The 17,159-nt window shown below is 71.1% G+C and carries 20 protein-coding genes; 6 read left to right on the top strand and 14 right to left on the bottom strand.

The features are described 5' to 3' along the window. Positions 1-8: 8 nt before the first annotated feature. Positions 9-680: a DedA family protein gene (locus tag OQ02_RS02420; protein WP_033436483.1), complete on the bottom strand. Its 672-nt coding sequence runs from the start codon at positions 678-680 to the stop codon at positions 9-11. A gap of 139 nt (positions 681-819) precedes the next feature. On the opposite strand from OQ02_RS02420, the gene OQ02_RS02415 reads away from it, so the two are divergent. Beyond that, positions 820-2,199 carry an FAD-binding oxidoreductase gene (locus tag OQ02_RS02415; protein WP_033436482.1) on the top strand — a complete coding sequence of 460 codons (1,380 nt, stop codon included), beginning with the start codon at positions 820-822 and terminating at the stop codon, positions 2,197-2,199. Here the strand turns inward: OQ02_RS02415 and OQ02_RS02410 are convergent. The 5 genes from OQ02_RS02410 to OQ02_RS02390 form a co-directional block, all read right to left on the bottom strand. Beyond that, positions 2,196-2,933, bottom strand: coding sequence for a DedA family protein (locus OQ02_RS02410; protein ID WP_033436481.1), 738 nt, complete (start codon positions 2,931-2,933; stop codon positions 2,196-2,198). The two genes, OQ02_RS02415 and OQ02_RS02410, sit on opposite strands and share 4 nt — an antisense overlap. 10 nt (positions 2,934-2,943) lie before the next feature. Next, on the bottom strand, positions 2,944-3,129 hold the full coding sequence (locus tag OQ02_RS02405) for a hypothetical protein (protein ID WP_033436480.1): 186 nt from the start codon (positions 3,127-3,129) through the stop codon (positions 2,944-2,946). A 12-nt stretch (positions 3,130-3,141) separates the two neighbouring features. Then, a complete protein-coding gene (gene nagA, locus OQ02_RS02400; protein WP_033436479.1) occupies positions 3,142-4,326 on the bottom strand; it encodes an N-acetylglucosamine-6-phosphate deacetylase in 1,185 nt (394 codons plus the stop codon). Further along, complete coding sequence (locus OQ02_RS02395; protein WP_033436478.1) at positions 4,323-5,228, bottom strand: ROK family protein; 906 nt, start codon at positions 5,226-5,228, stop codon at positions 4,323-4,325. The genes nagA and OQ02_RS02395 overlap by 4 nt, the downstream gene beginning before the upstream one ends. 225 nt (positions 5,229-5,453) lie before the next feature. Then, positions 5,454-6,032: a SigE family RNA polymerase sigma factor gene (locus OQ02_RS02390; RefSeq protein ID WP_051771554.1), complete on the bottom strand. Its 579-nt coding sequence runs from the start codon at positions 6,030-6,032 to the stop codon at positions 5,454-5,456. 66 nt (positions 6,033-6,098) lie between these two features. On the opposite strand from OQ02_RS02390, the gene OQ02_RS02385 reads away from it, so the two are divergent. Then, the gene (locus OQ02_RS02385; protein ID WP_033436477.1) at positions 6,099-6,377 is read left to right on the top strand and encodes a YciI family protein; all 279 of its coding nucleotides are present in this window, start codon (positions 6,099-6,101) and stop codon (positions 6,375-6,377) included. 24 nt (positions 6,378-6,401) lie between these two features. Here OQ02_RS02385 and OQ02_RS02380 read toward each other — a convergent pair whose 3' ends face one another. The 3 genes from OQ02_RS02380 to OQ02_RS02370 all read right to left on the bottom strand — a co-directional run bounded on the left by OQ02_RS02380 (position 6,402) and on the right by OQ02_RS02370 (position 8,682). Next, positions 6,402-7,280: an SDR family oxidoreductase gene (locus OQ02_RS02380; protein ID WP_033436476.1), complete on the bottom strand. Its 879-nt coding sequence runs from the start codon at positions 7,278-7,280 to the stop codon at positions 6,402-6,404. Between the two features lie 71 nt (positions 7,281-7,351). Beyond that, positions 7,352-8,284, bottom strand: coding sequence for an aldo/keto reductase (locus OQ02_RS02375; protein ID WP_033436475.1), 933 nt, complete (start codon positions 8,282-8,284; stop codon positions 7,352-7,354). A gap of 113 nt (positions 8,285-8,397) precedes the next feature. Continuing rightward, positions 8,398-8,682: a DUF427 domain-containing protein gene (locus OQ02_RS02370; protein ID WP_033436474.1), complete on the bottom strand. Its 285-nt coding sequence runs from the start codon at positions 8,680-8,682 to the stop codon at positions 8,398-8,400. 94 nt (positions 8,683-8,776) lie between these two features. Between OQ02_RS02370 and fbaA the strand changes: the two genes are divergently transcribed. Further along, positions 8,777-9,811: a class II fructose-bisphosphate aldolase gene (fbaA, locus tag OQ02_RS02365; protein ID WP_033436473.1), complete on the top strand. Its 1,035-nt coding sequence runs from the start codon at positions 8,777-8,779 to the stop codon at positions 9,809-9,811. A 61-nt stretch (positions 9,812-9,872) separates the two neighbouring features. On the opposite strand, the gene OQ02_RS02360 is transcribed toward fbaA, so the two are convergent. Both OQ02_RS02360 and OQ02_RS02355 read right to left on the bottom strand, forming a co-directional pair. After that, entirely contained in the window at positions 9,873-11,036 is a 1,164-nt protein-coding gene (locus OQ02_RS02360) for a serine hydrolase domain-containing protein (RefSeq protein WP_033436472.1), read from the bottom strand. Positions 11,037-11,098: 62 nt separating this feature from the next. Beyond that, positions 11,099-12,217: a hypothetical protein gene (locus OQ02_RS02355; RefSeq protein WP_033436471.1), complete on the bottom strand. Its 1,119-nt coding sequence runs from the start codon at positions 12,215-12,217 to the stop codon at positions 11,099-11,101. Positions 12,218-12,505: 288 nt separating this feature from the next. On the opposite strand from OQ02_RS02355, the gene OQ02_RS02350 reads away from it, so the two are divergent. After that, positions 12,506-12,913: a DUF3151 domain-containing protein gene (locus OQ02_RS02350; RefSeq protein ID WP_033436470.1), complete on the top strand. Its 408-nt coding sequence runs from the start codon at positions 12,506-12,508 to the stop codon at positions 12,911-12,913. 13 nt (positions 12,914-12,926) lie between these two features. Next, positions 12,927-13,991, top strand: coding sequence for an FUSC family protein (locus OQ02_RS02345; protein ID WP_231499836.1), 1,065 nt, complete (start codon positions 12,927-12,929; stop codon positions 13,989-13,991). Positions 13,992-14,043: 52 nt separating this feature from the next. On the opposite strand, the gene OQ02_RS02340 is transcribed toward OQ02_RS02345, so the two are convergent. From OQ02_RS02340 to OQ02_RS02330, 3 genes are all read right to left on the bottom strand, one after another. Continuing rightward, positions 14,044-14,292 carry a hypothetical protein gene (locus OQ02_RS02340; RefSeq protein ID WP_033436469.1) on the bottom strand — a complete coding sequence of 83 codons (249 nt, stop codon included), beginning with the start codon at positions 14,290-14,292 and terminating at the stop codon, positions 14,044-14,046. Positions 14,293-14,298: 6 nt separating this feature from the next. Next, positions 14,299-14,955, bottom strand: a complete 657-nt coding sequence (locus OQ02_RS02335) for an HNH endonuclease family protein (protein ID WP_033436468.1) — start codon at positions 14,953-14,955, stop codon at positions 14,299-14,301. A 108-nt stretch (positions 14,956-15,063) separates the two neighbouring features. Then, entirely contained in the window at positions 15,064-15,693 is a 630-nt protein-coding gene (locus OQ02_RS02330; protein WP_156076840.1) for a hypothetical protein, read from the bottom strand. Positions 15,694-15,830: 137 nt separating this feature from the next. Between OQ02_RS02330 and OQ02_RS02325 the strand changes: the two genes are divergently transcribed. Next, on the top strand, positions 15,831-17,117 hold the full coding sequence (locus OQ02_RS02325) for an adenylosuccinate synthase (RefSeq protein WP_033436467.1): 1,287 nt from the start codon (positions 15,831-15,833) through the stop codon (positions 17,115-17,117). The last annotated feature ends 42 nt before the right edge of the window (positions 17,118-17,159 follow it).

The raw sequence follows: 17,159 nt of genomic DNA, 5'->3' as shown, positions 1-17,159 counted from the left end.
GACGCCCGTCAGCTCTGCCGGACGACGACCGCGTCCTCGTCCACCGGCTTCTTCATCTCCTGGCGGTAGCGGTAGAAGCCGTAGCCGGTGCCGCCGACGAAGAAGGCGATGCTGATGACCACGGCGGCCGTCTCCAGCCACGGCACGGCCGTCAGCAGCCCGGCGCCGTAGTAGCCGGCCAGGACCAGCGTCGGCACCCAGGCGATCGCGCCGAGGGTCGTGGCGAGCATGAACCGCTTCGGGTCCATCCGGGCCGCGCCGGCGATCATCGGCGCCAGCGTGCGCACCCACGGGATCCAGCGGGCCAGCACGATGGCCCAGAAGCCCCGCCGGTCCAGGAAGTCCCGGGCCTTCGCCAGGTTCTCCTTGTTGAGCACCTTGCCGCCGCGACGGGCGAGCAGTCGCGTCCCGGTGTGCCGGCCGATGTAGTAGCCGATCTGGTTGCCGACGACGGCCACGATGAGCGCGGCGAGCGACAGCAGCCAGGCCGACAGTTCACCGTCGTGCGACGCGAGCACCACACCGGCGGCGAACAGCAGCGAGTCACCCGGCAGGAACAGGCCGAAGATGAACGCGCACTCGAAGAAGATGAAGCTCAGCGTGATCAGCCACACGGCCAGCGGCCCTGCGGAATCCAGGTCGATGAACGCTGCTGCTTCGGTCGATGCGGACAACACCACAAGGGCAGCCTACGTGGGACCGCGGTGTCGACTGGGCGACATGGGGATAACGCGTTGCCGAAGCCTCGGCGTCGTGGCGCACCGTGCGGACCCGAACACGTACTGGAGTGATCGGCGGTTGCGGGGTTAGCGTGGGTGCATGGAGTCCCTGCTCGCCGAACTCCGCTCCGCCGTCGGCGCCGACGCGGTGCTGACCGACGTCGACGTCACCGCGAGCTACCGGCGCGACATGATGCCGCTGGCACCCCACGGGAGGCCGCTGGCCGTCGTGCTGCCGACGTCGACCGAGCAGGTGCAGGCGGTGGTCAGGGCGTGCGCGAAGGCCCGGACGCCGATCGTGCCGCGCGGGGCCGGCAGCGGCCTGTCCGGTGCGGCGAACGCCGTCGAGGGCTGCGTGGTCCTCGTGATGACGAAGATGAACGCCATCCTGGAGGTCGACCCGGACAACCGGCTGGCCGTGGTCGAGCCGGGGGTGGTGAACCTCCACCTGCGCGACGCGGTGGAGAAGCACGGGCTGTTCTACCCACCCGACCCGTCCAGCTACGACTGGTGCACGATCGGCGGGAACCTCTCCACCAACGCCGGCGGGCTGTGCTGCGTGAAGTACGGCGTGACCACCGACTCGGTGCTCGGGCTGGACGTGGTGCTCGCGGACGGCGAGCTGCTGCGGACCGGCCGGCGGACCGTCAAGGGCGTGGCCGGGTACGACCTGACCAAGCTGTTCGTCGGCAGCGAGGGCACCCTCGGCGTGATCACCCGCGCCACCCTGGCGCTGCGGCCGTTGCCGCAGGCCCCGGTGACGATGGTGGCCGCGTTCGGCAGCACGGCCGCCGCGGGTGTCGCGGTGAGCCGGGTGGTGACCGAGGGCATCGTGCCGTCGCTGATGGAGATCATGGACCGGACGTCCATCCTGGCCGTGGAGCAGTACCTCAAGACCGACCTGAACGCGGGCGCGGCGCTGCTGCTCTGCCAGTCGGACTCGGGCGGTGAGGCGGGGCGCCGGGAACTGGCGGCGATCGAGCAGGCGTGCGTGGCGGCGGGCGCGGACCTCGTCTACGCGACCGAGGACCTGGGCGAAGGCCGTGACCTGCTGACCGCGCGGCGGTCCGTGCTGACCGCGCTGGAGGTCTACGGCGCGTGGCTCACCGACGACGTGTGCGTGCCGCGGACCAGGATCGCCGACCTGATCGCCGGGTGCGAGCGGATCAGCGAGTCGGTCGGGCTGCGCATCGCCGTGGTCGGGCACGCCGGTGACGGCAACATGCACCCGACGATCGTCTACGACCCGTCGTCGGCGGACCAGTTCGCCGGTGCGCAGCGGGCGTTCGACGAGATCCTGGCGCTCGGGCTGGCGCTCGGCGGCACCATCACCGGCGAGCACGGCGTCGGCAAGATCAAGCGCGAGTGGCTGGCCAAGGAGATCGGGCCGGTCGGCCTGCGGGTCCACCGCGGGATCAAGCGCGCGTTGGACCCGGAGAACCTGTTCAACCCCGGCTCGATGTTCGAGCCGGACCGCTAGTCGATCCGCTTGATCTGCTGGGTCTCGTCCACCGCGGCGATGACCTGGGTGATGTCGGCCGCCTCCTGGGCGAGCAGCGACTTCTTCTCCCGCCGCGCCTTGATCACCTCGATGATGATCGGCACCACCGAGAGCAGCACGATCAGGATCAGCATCATCTCGAGGTTGTCGCGGACGAACTGGATCTGGCCGAGGAAGTAGCCCAGGACCGTGAGGCCCGCGGCCCACGCGACGCCGCCGATGAGCGAGTACGTGAAGTACTTGCGCGGGTCCATCCGGCCGACGCCCGCCATGGCGGTGATGAACGTCCGCACGATGGGCACGAACCGGGCCATCACGATCGCGCGGGCGCCGTACTTGTCGAAGAACTCGTGCGTCTTGTCGACGTACTCCTTCTTGAAGATCTTCGACTCGGGCTTGCTGAACAGCGCCGGGCCCGCCCGGTAGCCGATCCAGTAGCCGACCACGTTGCCCACCAGCGCGCACACCGTGAGCAGCAGGCACACCAGCCACAGCGGGTACTCCAGCAGCCCGGAGGCGACGAACAGCCCCGCGGTGAACAGCAGCGAGTCGCCGGGGAGGAAGAAGCCCACCAGCAGGCCGCACTCCGCGAAGATGATGAAGCACAACCCGATCAGCATGTAGGGCCCGAGCCCTTGGAGCAGGACCTGCGGGTCGAGCCAGTCCGGACCGAGGGCAACCGTGGAGGTGAGCGCGACCGTCACGGCGACCACGGTACAGGCCTCAACCGAGCGTGATTACCGCGACGACCGTGCCGGCCGCCAACCCCAGCAGCACCGCGAGCAGCAGCACCCACCCCGCGCCGAGCGACGGGCGGGCCTCGCGGACGGGCTGGTGGGGGTGCGCGCCGGAGCTGGTGGCCTGCGCGCGGAGGGCGTCGGCCACCAGCTTCTCGTGGTCATCGGGCACGTGGTCAGTCTGTCACTCTTTCGCCTGAACTCCCGCTCCACCGGCGGCCACCCACGCGCCGCGCGCCATGACCTCGCGCGGCTTCAACTCGGCGTCCAGCACCACGATGTCGGCCGCCAGACCCACCCGCAGCTCGCCGGTCGCGTCCTGGAGGCCGAGCAGCCGCGCCGGCCGGGTGGACGTGGCGTGCACGGCTTCCTCCACGGTGAGGCCGCACGACTGGACCGCGTTGCGGAAGGCGGCGTCCATCGTCAGCGTGCTGCCCGCGAGGGACGCGCCGCCGGCGAGCGTCGGCACGCCGTCCACCACCCGCACTTCGAGACCGCCGACGTCGTAGACGCCGTCGCCGACGCCCGCCGCCGCGATCGCGTCCGTGACCAGGACGGTCCGCCGCACGCCCGCGTGCCGCGCGGCCAGGCGGACCGCGGTCGGGTGCAGGTGCACCAGGTCGCAGATCAGCTCGACGGTGACGCGCTCGTCGTCCAGGAGCGCGCCGATCGGGCCGGGTTCGCGGTGGTGCAGGGGGCGCATCCCGTTGAACAGGTGGGTGGCGACGGTCGCGCCGGCCTCGACGGCCGGGCGGATCTGCGCCTCGGTGGCGTCGGTGTGGCCGATCGCGGCCAGGACGCCGCTGTCCACCAGGTGGCGGACCGCGTCGACGCCGTGTTCGAGCTCGGGCGCGACGGTGATCATCCGGACGGTGTCGTCGCCCGCGTCGAGCAGCCGGTCTATCGACGCCCGGTCCGGCGGGCACAGGATGGCCGGGTCGTGCGCGCCGCAGCGGGCGGCGGACAGGAACGGGCCTTCCAGGTGGATGCCGGCGACGACGCCGTCCCGCACGAGTTCGGTCAGCGCCTTGACCTGGTCGGCCAGTTCCGGGATCGGTCGGGACACCAGGCTGGCCAGCAGCGTGGTGGTGCCGTGCCGGCGGTGCGCGTTCGCCGCTTTGATCACCCGGGCCGGGTCGGCGCTGGTGAACGCCTCACCGCCGCCGCCGTGGCAGTGGATGTCCACGAAACCCGGTACCAGCCAGGCCCCGCCCACGTCCCGGGTCGGGCCGTCCGGCGCCACCCCGTCGCCGACGGCCGCGATCAGGCCGTCGCGCACCGCGACCCACCCCTGTTCGAGCACCCCGTCGGGCGTGACGACCCGACCACCGGTCAGGGTCACGTCCACGGGTCCACCCCACGTGCTCATCTGTCCTCCAGCATGTCGATGGCCAGCAGCGCGGCTCCGAGGCACCCGGCCTCGTCGCCCAACGCCGCCGGCCGCAGTTCCGGGCGTCGCTGGAACGTCGTCAGCTCGTCCAGTCGTCCACCCAGCGGGTCCGTCAGCAACGGACCCGCCAGTGCCAGGCCACCGCCCAGCACCACGGCCTCCGGTCCCAACAACGCGGCCAGCAGCAGGATGCCCTTCGCGAGCGCGTCCACGGCCTCGGTCCACACCGCCGCCGCGTCCGTGTCGCCCGAATCGAGCAGTCGGGCGACGTCCGCGGCGCCGTTGACGGGCCGGTTCGTGCGCCGGGTGTAGCGGCGGGCGATGGCCGCGCTGCTCGCCCTCGCCTCGACGCACCCCGTCTGCCCGCAGGCGCACGGGTCGCCGTGCCCGACGTCCACGTGCCCGATCTCGCCCGGCGCGGTGGAGATCCGGCCGTCCAGGACGAGCGCGGCGGCGATACCGGTGCCGATCGGCAGGATCACCGCGTTGCGCAGGCCCTTGGCGCTGCCCTGGCGGAGTTCGGCCAGGCCACCGGCGCGGACGTCCTGGCCGAAGGCGGTGGGCAGGTTCGTGGCCGCCTCCAGGCGTGTCCTGAACGGGTGGTTCCGCCAGCCCAGGTTCGCCGAGTAGACGCCGGTGCCGGCGGCTTCGTCCACGATGCCCGGCACGACCACGCCGATCGCGTCGACGGGGTGCTCGGAGGCGGCGCGCAGTTCGTCGACCAGGCCGGTGACGTCCTCGACCACGGCGTCCCCGCCGTGCCTGGTGGGACGTCGCTGCTGCTTCACCGGCCGCACCCCGGTGGGGGTGCCGGTGACCAGAGCGGCCTTGGTCTCGGTTCCGCCGACGTCGACGGCTATCACGTGTCTTGTGCGCGCCACGAGGACCGATAGTGCGGCATGCGACCGGCATTGGTCTATACCAAGTAGCGGATTGGGCTAGTCCAGTGAGGTCGCGCACGCCGTGGTAAGCGGTGCCGGAGACGTCCGGGCACGCCGGAGCGGGCGGTGCGTCGAGCGCGGGGAACACCGGACGAGGAACTGTCCGCAGCGCCCGCGTCCACGGCTGGGCGGCGCGGGGCAGGTGCTTGTGGGCCTACCGCTCGCTCAGCGACCGGCCATGATCTTCTGCAGGGCGTCCAGGGCCCGACTGGCGGTGCTCTTCACCGTGCCCTTGCTGATGCCGGTGGCCTCGGCGATCTCGGCTTCCGACAAGTCGCCGTAGTACCGCAGCACGAGCACCTCACGCTGCCTCGGCGGCAGCTGCGACAACGCCGCCACCACCGCCTGGTGCTCGGCGGTGAGCATGGCGAGGCTTTCCGCCGACCTGGCGTTGGCCACGTGCGGCGGGGTGTAGTCGCGGGCCGTCTTGCGCCGCCGGAGCACGCTGCGCGACCCGTTGACGACCGCCGTCCGCAGGTAGCCGACGGCCGCCTGCGCGTCCCGGAGGTTGGACCAGTTCCGGTGCAGGCCGGTGAACGCCTCCTGCACCACGTCCTCCGCCGTCGCCGGCTCGTCGACCAGCAGCAGCGCCAGCCTGACCAGCCGCATCCGGTGCTGGCGGTACAGGTCTTCCAAGGTCAGCGGGCCGGTCGGGGCCGGGGCCGCGCCGTCCTGGATGCGCAGGTTCGTCAGCGTGTCCTGGACACGCGCGATGCCACCGCTGTTCCCATCCGCACCGACCACGGAAGTGACGTTACCTCCTCGCCGGGTAGCTTCGGCGCGGCGCTGCACAACGGAGACGGGGTTTCGATGGCCAGGTTCGCGGTCGAGTTGGTTTACGGGGACGACGAGGACGCCCGGCTGGCGGTCCGGCCCGCGCACCGGGACTACCTGGCGACGCTGGTGGAACGGGGTGCGCTGCTCGTCTCGGGCCCCTACGCGGACCAGACCGGCGCCCTGCTGGTCTACGAGGCGGCGGACGAGGACGAGTTGCGCGAGATCCTCGCCGCCGACCCGTACACGTCCGCCGGCGTGATCGCCGAGACGCGCGTGCACGAGTGGCAGACGTTGCTGGGCACCTGGGTCTGACCAGCGGGGCCGGCCGGAGCCGGTCTAGGCGGCCGGGTCCGGGTCCTTCCTGACGGCGGCGGCGGCGGCACCGCCCGGTCCGACGAGGCCGGACGAATCGCGCTCCGCCATCTCGCGGTCGGCGGCGGGCAACGACTTGGGCGCCCGCCGTTCGACCGCCGCCGGGGTGAACGCCCGGAAGAACTTCAGGCCGCCGACCCAGCCCGGCACGTGCACCGCCTTGGACCGCCGGGTGATGGCCCGGACCACCGCCTTGCCGACGTCGGCGACCGGGTACTTCCGGCCCGCCAGTCCCGGCATGGCGCCGCGCAGCGGTCCGATCACCGGGTGCTTGTCGGCGCTGTCGACCATGTCGGTGGAGATCCACGAGAAGTACGCCACGCCGACGTCCACGCCCAGGTGCCGCACCTCGGCCCGCAGGCTGTCCGCGAACGCCTCGCAGCCCGCTTTCGCGGCGGAGTAGGCCGCGTTGCCCGGGATGTGCACGATCGCCGCCAGCGACGACACCACCATGCAGTAGCCCCGGCTCGCGATCAGGTGCGGCAGGCACGTCCGGACGGTCCGCCACACCCCGAGCAGGTTGACCTCGATGACCCGCTCGAACGCGGCCGGGTCCATCGAGCGGACGAAGCCCGTCGCGGCGATGCCCGCGTTGGCCAGGACGACGTCGATGCCCCCGTAGTGGTCGACCACCCCGTTCACGGCGGCCTCCAACGCCGCCCAGTCGGTGACGTCGGCCTCCCACGCCCTGCCGCCGCACTCCTCGGCGACCTCGCGCAGCCGATCGCCCTCCAGGCCGACCAGGGCGAGCTTCGCGCCCTTCGCGGCCAGGCGCCGCGCCACCTCCGCGCCGATGCCCCTCGCCGCGCCGGTGATCAGGACGACTTTGCCCGCAACGTCCACGGTGACCTCCTCAGGCTGCTGTGCCGGGAGGTCACCGTAACGCAACTTACCGCGAGTAAGCTACTGAAGAGTTAAATTCGGCTGGCGGTGGTCAGGGCCTCGACCTCGTCCGCCTTCAGCTCCAGGCTGAGGGCGGGCAGCAGGTCCGCGAGCTGGTCCGCCGTGCGCGCCGACGCGATGGGCGCGGCGACCGTCGGCTGCTCGGCCAGCCACGCCAGCGCGACCGCCGCCTGGGTGGTGCCGTGGTTGCCGGCGACCTCGTCCAGCGCGCCGAGGATGCGCAGGCCCCGTTCGTCCAGGTACTTCGAGGCGGCGGCGGCCCGCGCGCTCTCGACCTCGACGCCCGGCCGGTACTTGCCGGTCAGGAAGCCCTTCGCGAGGCCCCAGTACGGCGCGGAGGACAGGCCGTTGTCGGCGACCGCCCGGGACAGCTCGCCCTCGTAGGACCGGTCGACCAGGTTGTAGGCCTGCTGGAGCGCGACGAACCCGGCGAAGCCCTCGCGCTCGGCCACGGCGAGCGCGGACGTGAGGCGCTCGGCGGTGTAGTTGGACGCGGCGACGTGCCGGACCTTGCCCGCCCGCACCAGGCGGTCGAACGCGGCCAGGGTCTCCTCCTGCGGCGTGCCGGGGTCGTCCCGGTGCGCGTAGTAGAGGTCGATGTGGTCGACGCCCAGGCGGCGCAGGGAGTCCTCGGCGGAGCGCTCGATGGTGGCCGCCTTGAGGTCGTCCGCGCCGCGGAGCATGCCGACCTTCGTGGCGACGACGATCCCGTCGCGGTTGCCGCGGCTCGCGAGCCACTTGCCGATGATCGTCTCCGACTCGCCGCCGGAGTGGCCCTCGGCCCACGCCGAGTACGAGTCGGCGGTGTCCACGAAGTTGCCGCCGGCCCGCGCGTACCCGTCCAGCACGGCGAACGAGGTCTCCTGGTCGGCGGTCCACCCGAAGACGTTGCCACCCAGGCACAGGCGCGACACGTCGAGGTCGCTGGTTCCGAGTTTCGTCATGCCGCGAAGCTAGGTCCGGCGCCGCGCCGAGCCGAATGGAGCAGCCAGGACTAAATGCCGGCGCCGAGGTGCGGGCCGGCCGGGGTGAGGTCGGTCACAGGGTCCGGGGCCTCCTACTCGGAGACCTCGACGCCCTTCCAGAACGCGACGTGACCCTTGATGTTCGCCGCCGCCGGGCTGGGCTCCGGGTAGAACCACGCGGCGTCCGCGTTGTCCTCACCCTTCACGTGCAGCGTGTAGTAGCTAGCCGTGCCCTTCCAGGGGCAGACGGACGTGGTGTCCGAGGGCCTGAGGTACTGGGCGTGCACCGACTCCGGGGGGAAGTAGTGGTTCCCCTCCACCATCTCGGTCTTCTCACTCTCGGCGATGATCTCGCCGTTCCACCGCGCGGTCGCCATGGGACCACTATGCCGTTGATCGACTTCTCTCGCCGGGTGGTGCCCGTAGGATGCTGCCGACACCGCGTTCCGGGCACCCGAGGAGGACCCACCGATGCCCATCGCAACCCCCGAGGTCTACGCCGAGATGCTCGACCGCGCGAAGGCGAACGAGTTCGCCTACCCCGCGATCAACGTCACCTCGTCCGAGACCCTCAATGCGGCCCTGCGTGGTTTCGCAGAAGCCGAGAGCGACGGGATCATCCAGGTCTCGACCGGTGGTGCCGAGTTCGCCTCGGGCACCAAGGTCAAGGACATGGTGACCGGCGCGGTTGCGCTGGCGGAGTTCGCGCACGTGGTCGCCGAGAAGTACCCGGTGAACATCGCGCTGCACACCGACCACTGCCCCAAGGACAAGCTCGACGGCTACGTGCGCCCGCTCGTCGCGATCAGCCAGGAGCGGGTGGACCGCGGGCTCAACCCGCTGTTCCAGTCGCACATGTGGGACGGCTCGGCCGTGCCGCTCGACGAGAACCTGAAGATCGCGTCGGAGCTGCTGGACCTCACCGCCAAGGCGAAGATCATCCTCGAGATCGAGGTCGGTGTCGTCGGTGGCGAGGAGGACGGCGTCGCGCACGAGATCAACGACAAGCTGTACACCTCGCCCGAGGACTACCTGAAGACGGTGGACGCCCTCGGCGCCGGTGAGAAGGGCCGCTACCTGGTCGCGGCGACGTTCGGCAACGTGCACGGCGTGTACAAGCCGGGCAACGTGAAGCTGCGCCCGGAGATCCTGAAGCAGGGTCAGGACGTGGTGGCCGAGAAGCTGGGCCTGCCGGCCGGCTCCAAGCCGTTCGACCTGGTCTTCCACGGCGGCTCCGGCTCGCTGCTGGAGGAGATCCACGAGTCGCTGACGTACGGCGTGATCAAGATGAACATCGACACGGACACGCAGTACGCGTTCACCCGGCCGATCGTGAGTCACATGTTCTCGAACTACGACGGCGTGCTGAAGATCGACGGCGAGGTCGGCAACAAGAAGGCCTACGACCCGCGGTCCTACCTGAAGGCCGCCGAGCAGGGCATGGCCGCCCGCATCGCGCAGGCGTGCGAGCACCTGAAGTCGTCCGGCCGCATGATCGCGGGCTGACGAACGGTTCACGGCGAAGGCCTCCCCCCGGTGTTCCCGGAGGGAGGCCTTCCGCTTTTCGTCAGGAGTACATGCGGCAGACGGCGGCCTCGAAGAGAGCCTTTTCGGCTGCGGCGTTCTCGGGGGCGAAGAGTTTCATCCTCGTGGTGAGGACGGAGACGGTGCGGGTGCCGGTGCGGTCGGCGAAGTTGTAGCTGGAGTAGCCCGGCAGGCCGCCGGTGTGGCCCCAGACCGTGCCGCACGGGGTGCTGATCTCCATCACGCCGAGGCCGTAGCGGTCGGTGCCCTGGTCCTGCGGGACGGTCGAGAGCATGTCCCGCAACTGCTCCTGCGGGAGCAGCCGGCCGGAGAACAGGGCGGACTGGAAGCGCTGCCAGTCGCGGGCCGTCGACGTCATGCCGCCCGCCGCCCACGCCGGGCTGATGTCGATGCCGGTGACGTCCACGTGCTCGTCGTGCTCGGGACCGGCGAAACCGGTGCCCGGAGGCGTGCCGGGCGGCAGGTGCGGCGCCAGGTGCTCGGCGTCCGGCTCGTAGCCGTGCGCGTGGCGGCCGGGGAACGTCGCGTCGGTCGGCACGCGGGTGTCGGTGAGCCGGAGCGGCCGGAGGACGCGCTGCTCGACCAGGTCGGCGTAGGTCCGGCCGGACGCGCTCTCCAGGACCATGCCGGCGAGCGTGTAGTTCGTGTTGCTGTAGTCCCAGCGCTCGCCCGGTGCGAAGAGCGGCGGGTGCTCGGCGGCGACGGCGACCAGCTCGGCGGGCTGCCAGCGGTGCCGCTCCCGGCCGATGACGAGCGGCACCAACCTCGGGTCGTCGAGGAAGTCGTACAGGCCGCTGGTCTGCTTGAGCAGCATCTCGACGGTGATCGCACCGCCGTTCGGGACGGTGCCCGGCAGCCACTCCTCCACCGGGTCGGCCAGGGTCAGCGTGCCCTCCGCCACCAGCTGGAGGGCGATCGTCGCCGTCACCGTCTTCGTGTTCGAGGCCATCCGGAACTGGTCGGTCGGGCGCAGGCGGTGGTCCTGGGTGGTCCAGCGCGCCTGGCGGGCCAGCTCGGTGACCCGGCGCCCGTCGTCCACCCGGACGACGACCCCCGGCGCGCCCGCCGCGACCAGGCCGTCGGCGAGACCGGCGAGCCGGTCCGTCGCGGACGCCGTGACGGCGCCCGTGGTGAGCACCGCGGTGGCGGCGACGGCTGCCGTCGTGGTGCGCAGAAGTGTCCTCATCCGACTCCCCCGTTGGTTGATCCGAGGTGATCAATCCTTCGGGGAAGTCGGCTGCGGGTGAATCAGGCGGACACCAGTGACGGTGCGGGGGTCTTCCCCACCTTGACCCGGTCGGCCAGCAACCACAGGGCGGCGAGGACCACGAACGTCACGGCGGCCGACGGGTAGAGGATCGGCGGGGCGGCGTCCAACGCCTGCTGGGCCCGGATGCCGCCGTAACCGAGGCCGGTGACGGCAGCCGCACCGAGGATCGCGGCCACCGGCGCGGGCACCCGGCCCAGGTGGGCGGCGTCCACGGCGAAGCCGACGAGCACCAGGAACAGCGGCACGGCGGACAGCGGGAAGTCGGCGCCCGCGAGCAGCGGCCAGATTAGGCAGCGGTAGGCGACGTACCCGCCGGCGACCGCCGTCGCGGCCCACCTCATGCCGAGCGTGCGCCGTGCGAAGACCAGCACGAGGGCCGCCGCGACCAGGCCCCAGACCGGGTAGACCCAGTCCGGGATGGGCAGCGAGAACTGGACGATCGACTCGCGGTCGACCGGGCGGCCGATCTGGTCGGCGGCGAACTGGAGCAGGATCGGCTCGGCGTACGGGTCGCCGCGGTCCCACGAGGCGATCTCCAGCACGCCGTACTCCTGGTGCTGGTTCGGGAACCAGATGTTCTCCAGGAAGAAGAACCACAGCGCGGCCAGGCCGGGCACCCGCCACCGGCCCGCCGGGTACAGCTTGACCCACCCCCGGATCGCGCCGGCCAGCATGATCGCCGTGCCCAGGTACAGCAGGGCGTGCGACCCGCTCCACGACGTGATGTCCAGGCCGTTGATCCGGTGGTTGATCAGGTCGATGGGCAGCGCGACCAGGAAGACGCCGGTGCCCGCCTGCATCAGCCGCAACGCGGTCTTGTCCGCCCCGTAGCCGGTGTAGGTGTGGAACAGGGTCAACCCGACCACGATCACCGTGCCCAAGGTGTTGATCAGGTGCGGTGGCGCCAGTTCGTCGCGCAGCCACTTGAAGTGCCAGGCCACGTCCCACGACGAGCCGATCAGCTTCAGCAGCAGCCCGACCAGCCAGAGCTGGTAGAGCGCGGCGACGAGAGCCGGCGGCGTCTCGCGTCCCGGCTCGCCCCGCTCCCAGTACTGGTCGCGGAAACGCGCGACGCGTTCGGTTACCCCCGTGTTCACCCGCCCATGATGCGTCTCCTCGGAATCCCCTGGAAGGGTGACCCGCCCTGGTCTTTCCCTGAATGACCCCTAAGGGACGTTGATGACCAGGACATTTCCTCGTGGTTAATGCGAACGGGTGAGCTTCGTTGCCCTGAACGGCCGCACGCGGCAAGGTGCCGCCCTGAGAGTTCGCTGAGAACCCGAGGAGCACTTTCATGGGCAAGAAGGTCGTGGCCGGTGTCATCGTGACCGCGCTGGTGCTGGCGCTGTTCGCTGCCGTGGCCCGGGTCTTCCTAAGCTGACCACATGGACAACCTGCTCGGCCCCGAACCCACGTTGCTGCCAGACCGCCCGGAGGCGCAGGCCGCCGCCGAGGCGGGCACCGACCCGGCCAAGATCGTCCGCGCGTACCCCGACTTCAGCGAGGCCTGGGCGCTGCTCGCGGAGCGGGCGCTGCAGACCGGCGACCCGGTCGCCGCCTACGCGTACGCGCGCACCGGCTACCACCGCGGCCTCGACCAGCTGCGCCGCTCAGGCTGGAAGGGCCACGGCCCCGTGCCGTGGTCCCACCGCCCCAACCAGGGTTTCCTCCGCGCGCTCGCGGCCCTGGCGCGCGCGGCCGACGAGATCGGCGAGGCCGAGGAGCACGAGCGCTGCAAGAAGTTCCTCGGCGACAGCGACCCCTCGGCACCCGCCGCCCTCGGTCTGAGCTGACCGGGTGGGAGCCGTGCGCGACGAGGTCGCGCGCAGGCTGAAGCGGTGGCGGAGCACGGCCTTGCCGATCGGCCAGGCCGCGCTCGCCGCCGGTCTGTCCTGGTTGGTCGCCACCGACGTGGTCGGCCACGCGCACCCGTTCTTCGCGCCGATCGCCGCCGTCGTCTGCCTCGGCGTGTCACTGGGGCAGCGGCTGCGGCGCGTCGTCGAACTGGTCGTCGGCGTGTCGGTGGGCGTCGGCGTCGGTGACGTGCTGATCTCGCTGATCGGCTCGGGGCCGTGGCAGATCGCGCTCGTCGTGGCGCTCGCGATGTCCACGGCCGTGCTGCTGGACGGTGGCGCGGTGATCGCGCTCCAGTCCGGATCGTCGGCGGTGCTGGTGGCGACGCTGCTGCCGCCGAGCGCGGGCGGCGGGCTGGACCGGATGGTGGACGCGCTGATCGGCGGCCTGGTCGGGCTCGCGGTGACGGCGTTGCTGCCGGCGAACCCGCTGACCGTGGCGCAACGGCAGGCGAAGGTGGTGTTCGGCGAGCTGACCGAGGCGTTGCGGGGTGTGGCGACGGCGGTGGCCGACCACGACGCGGTGCAGGCCGCCGGGGTGCTGGCGCGGCTGCGGACCAGCCAGGACGCGGTGGACGAGTTCGCGTCGGCGCTGAAGACCGGTGGCGAGATCGCCACCATCGCCCCGATCCGCTGGCGCCGGCGGCACGAGCTGGGCCGGTACGAGACGGCCGCCGTGCCGGTGGACTACGCGCTGCGCAACACCAGGGTGCTCGCGCGGCGGGCGCTGGCGGCGTTGCGGGACGACGAGCGGATGCCGGCCGTGCTGCCCGCCGTGCTGCGGCAGTACGCGGCGGCGGTGGACGTGCTGCGCACCGAGCTGGCGCGCGGTGTCGAGCCGAAGCAGGCCCGTGCGGCGGTCCGGGACGCGGTGGCCTCGGCCACCACCGACGAGCTGGGCGGCGAGGGTTTCTCGACCAGGGTGGTGCTGGCCCAGGTCCGGTCGGTGGCGGTGGACCTGTTGCAGGCCACCGGTTTGTCCCGGGCGGAGGCAGCGGAATCGCTGCCTCCGTATTGATCGGCCGTGTCGGGTCGCCGCTGCTCCGCGGACGGCGGCGTTTGGTGGGGCGTCAGCCTTCCGGGCGGTTCAGGATGCCCAGCAGTACTGCGTGCACGGCATCGAGGTCGGCAGGGTCGGCCAGGTGGCATGACGCGCCCGTGATGGCGTACCACTCCTCCGCGCCCTCGTAGCGCACCGCCGCGCGCAGTTCGCCGTCGACCAGCGACGTGCGCAGCTCCAGGTCCCCGGTCACCACGCCGACCTCGTCGGTCATGACGCCACCGGGTCCGGCCACGAAGGGGGAAGAGCGGTCAGTCATCGGTCGTCAGCACCTCCCGAGCATGCTCTGCAAGGCAGACTTCTCCGCGGAGTTCACCGTCAAACCCCAGCGGTACTTCGAACGCGTCCACATCTTGGCGTAGGTGCACCAGTAGCCGCTCAGCGGCGGCTTCCACAACGCCGGGTCCTGGTCGCCCTTGGACTGGTTCACGTTGTCGGTGACCGCGATCAGCTGCGGGTTGCCCAGGTCGTTCGCGAACGACTGGCGGCGGGACGTGGTCCACGAGGACGCGCCGGAGCGCCACGCCTCGGCCAGCGGCACGACGTGGTCGATGTCCACATCGGACGCCAGGGTCCACGTCGCGCCGTCGTACGGGCTGTACCAGCGGCCGGAGGTGGCGGCGCAGCTGGAATCCGTGACCACGTTCGTGCCGTCGCGCTTGAGCACCGTCTCGCGCGTGTTGCAGGCGCCCGAGATGGTGATCCAGTGCGGGAACTTGTCCCGTGAGTAGCCCGTCATCGACCCCTCGGAGGCCACCCGGAGCGCGGCGAGCTCCGAGAGCGCGGTACTGGCGCTGGGGATGTTCGGCGGCGTCGCCTGCGCCGGGGAAGCCAGGCCGACCGCCAGCGCACCAGCCAGGAGCAGGGAAAGAGCCGGAAGTCGCACTGAGCGGAATCGCCCGGCTAAGTTGACCGTTGACATAATTCCGACCTTCCTAGTTGGAAGCTTTCGGAATTACCTTGGGTCAATCCTGCTTCGGTTACAACGCTTTCCAGTGACGCCTGAATGGCGAGGGAGAAAATTCCTCCGTCACTGGACCCCGCGGACCAATCGCAAATCCTCCGTGTGGCGGTACCAGGTCCACTTGCCCATCGGGCGCGGGTGCGGGATGCCGTCGGAGTCCACCTGCACGGGCAGGCAGCCGAGCTGGAACGCGCGCGCCGGCGTGCTGACCACCTTGCGGCCGAACAGCCGCTTGTGGATGACCCGCACGACGAGACCCGGTCCGCCGTCCGGGTCCGGCGTCACCTCCAGCCGGCTCGCCTGGCCGCGCAGCACCACGGTGTCGTCGCCGTAGCCGACCCCGCGCACCGGGCCGAGCGAGCCGAGGCCGACGAGCACACCGCCGACGTCGTCCCGGATGAGCGGCACCCGGTCGGCGTCACCGGACAGGGCGAGGTCCAGCGCGCGGCCCGGATCGGTCGGCAGGCCCCACAGCGCCGCCACCTCCGAACCGGGGTCGGTCGGCACGTACCCGAGCGGGACGTCGGCCAGGCGTTCGGTCCGCAGCAGCCGCAGCACCACGGCGTTGAGGTCCGCGTCCGTACCGTTGACGACGAGACGTTTGTCACCCGATTCGGCGAAAATCGGGTCCACTTCGGCCTTTCCCGGCCGTGCCGCCACCCGGCGGACCTCGAAACGGTCACCGTCAGTGATCATTGGCGACTGCGAGTTTCCGCAGGCCAGCACGATTCCGCGCACCATCATCTCCTGGTCTACCCTCAACAGCCGTCCACTGACGGCTAGGCCGTCGCAGGCATTCGGCTCTCTGTCCGTCCAACCGCTTGGAGTTTCACATGCCGGCCGTCGTGCTGATCGGTGCCCAGTGGGGCGATGAGGGCAAGGGCAAGGCAACGGACCTGCTCGGTGACCGGGTGCAGTGGGTCGTCCGGTACCAGGGCGGGAACAACGCGGGTCACACCGTGGTGCTGCCCGACGGGCAGAAGTTCGCCCTGCACCTGATTCCCTCCGGCATCCTCACCCCCGGCGTGACCAGCGTCATCGGCAACGGTGTCGTGGTCGACCCCGGCGTGCTGCTGGAGGAGCTGGCGGGCCTCGAGGAGCAGGGCGTCGACACGAGCAAGCTGCTCATCTCCGCGGACGCGCACCTGATCATGCCGTACCACGTGGCGATCGATAAGGTCACCGAGCGGTACCTGGGCAAGGCCAAGATCGGCACCACCGGTCGCGGCATCGGCCCGTGCTACCAGGACAAGATCGCCCGCGTCGGCGTGCGCGCGCAGGACCTGCTGGACGAGAAGATCCTCCGGCAGAAGGTCGAAGCGGCGCTGGACTTCAAGAACCAGGTGCTGGTCAAGGTCTACAACCGCAAGGCGCTCGACCCCGAGCAGGTGGTCGACAGCGTGCTGGAGCACGGCACCAGGTTCACCTCCCGGATCGCGGACACCCGCCTGCTGCTGAACCAGGCGCTGGAGCGCGGCGAGACGGTGCTGCTGGAGGGCTCGCAGGGCACGCTGCTCGACGTGGACCACGGCACCTACCCGTTCGTGACGTCGTCCAACCCGACCTCGGGCGGCGCGAGCGCCGGTTCCGGCATCGGGCCGACGAAGATCACCACGGTGATCGGCATCCTCAAGGCGTACACGACGCGGGTGGGCTCCGGTCCGTTCCCGACCGAGCTGAACGACGACATGGGCGAGCACCTGCGCAAGACCGGCGGCGAGTTCGGCGTGACGACCGGCCGGTCCCGGCGCACCGGCTGGTTCGACGCCGTGATCGCCCGGTACGCGGCGCGCGTCAACGGCATCACCGACTACTTCCTGACCAAGCTCGACGTGCTGTCCGGGCTGGAGAAGGTGCCGGTCTGCGTCGGCTACACGATCGACGGCGAGCGGGTCGACGAGATGCCGATGACGCAGACCGACGTGCACCACGCCGTGCCGGTGTACGAGGAGCTGCCGGGCTGGTTCGAGGACATCACGCACTGCCGCACGTACGAGGAGCTGCCCGCGAACGCCCGCGCGTACGTCGAGCACCTGGAGCAGATCTCCGGCGCCCGGATGTCCGCGATCGGCGTCGGGCCGGGCCGCGACCAGACGATCGTGCGGCACGACATCATCTGACCGACCGCTCCCGGGGCAATCCACTCGAAGCCTCCGATGCCG

Origin of the sequence: Saccharothrix sp. NRRL B-16314, assembly GCF_000716595.1 — a bacterium.
Taxonomy (GTDB): domain Bacteria; phylum Actinomycetota; class Actinomycetes; order Mycobacteriales; family Pseudonocardiaceae; genus Actinosynnema.
The sequence above is the reverse complement of the archived record's forward strand: the minus strand, read 5'-3'. Positions and strand labels throughout refer to the sequence as shown.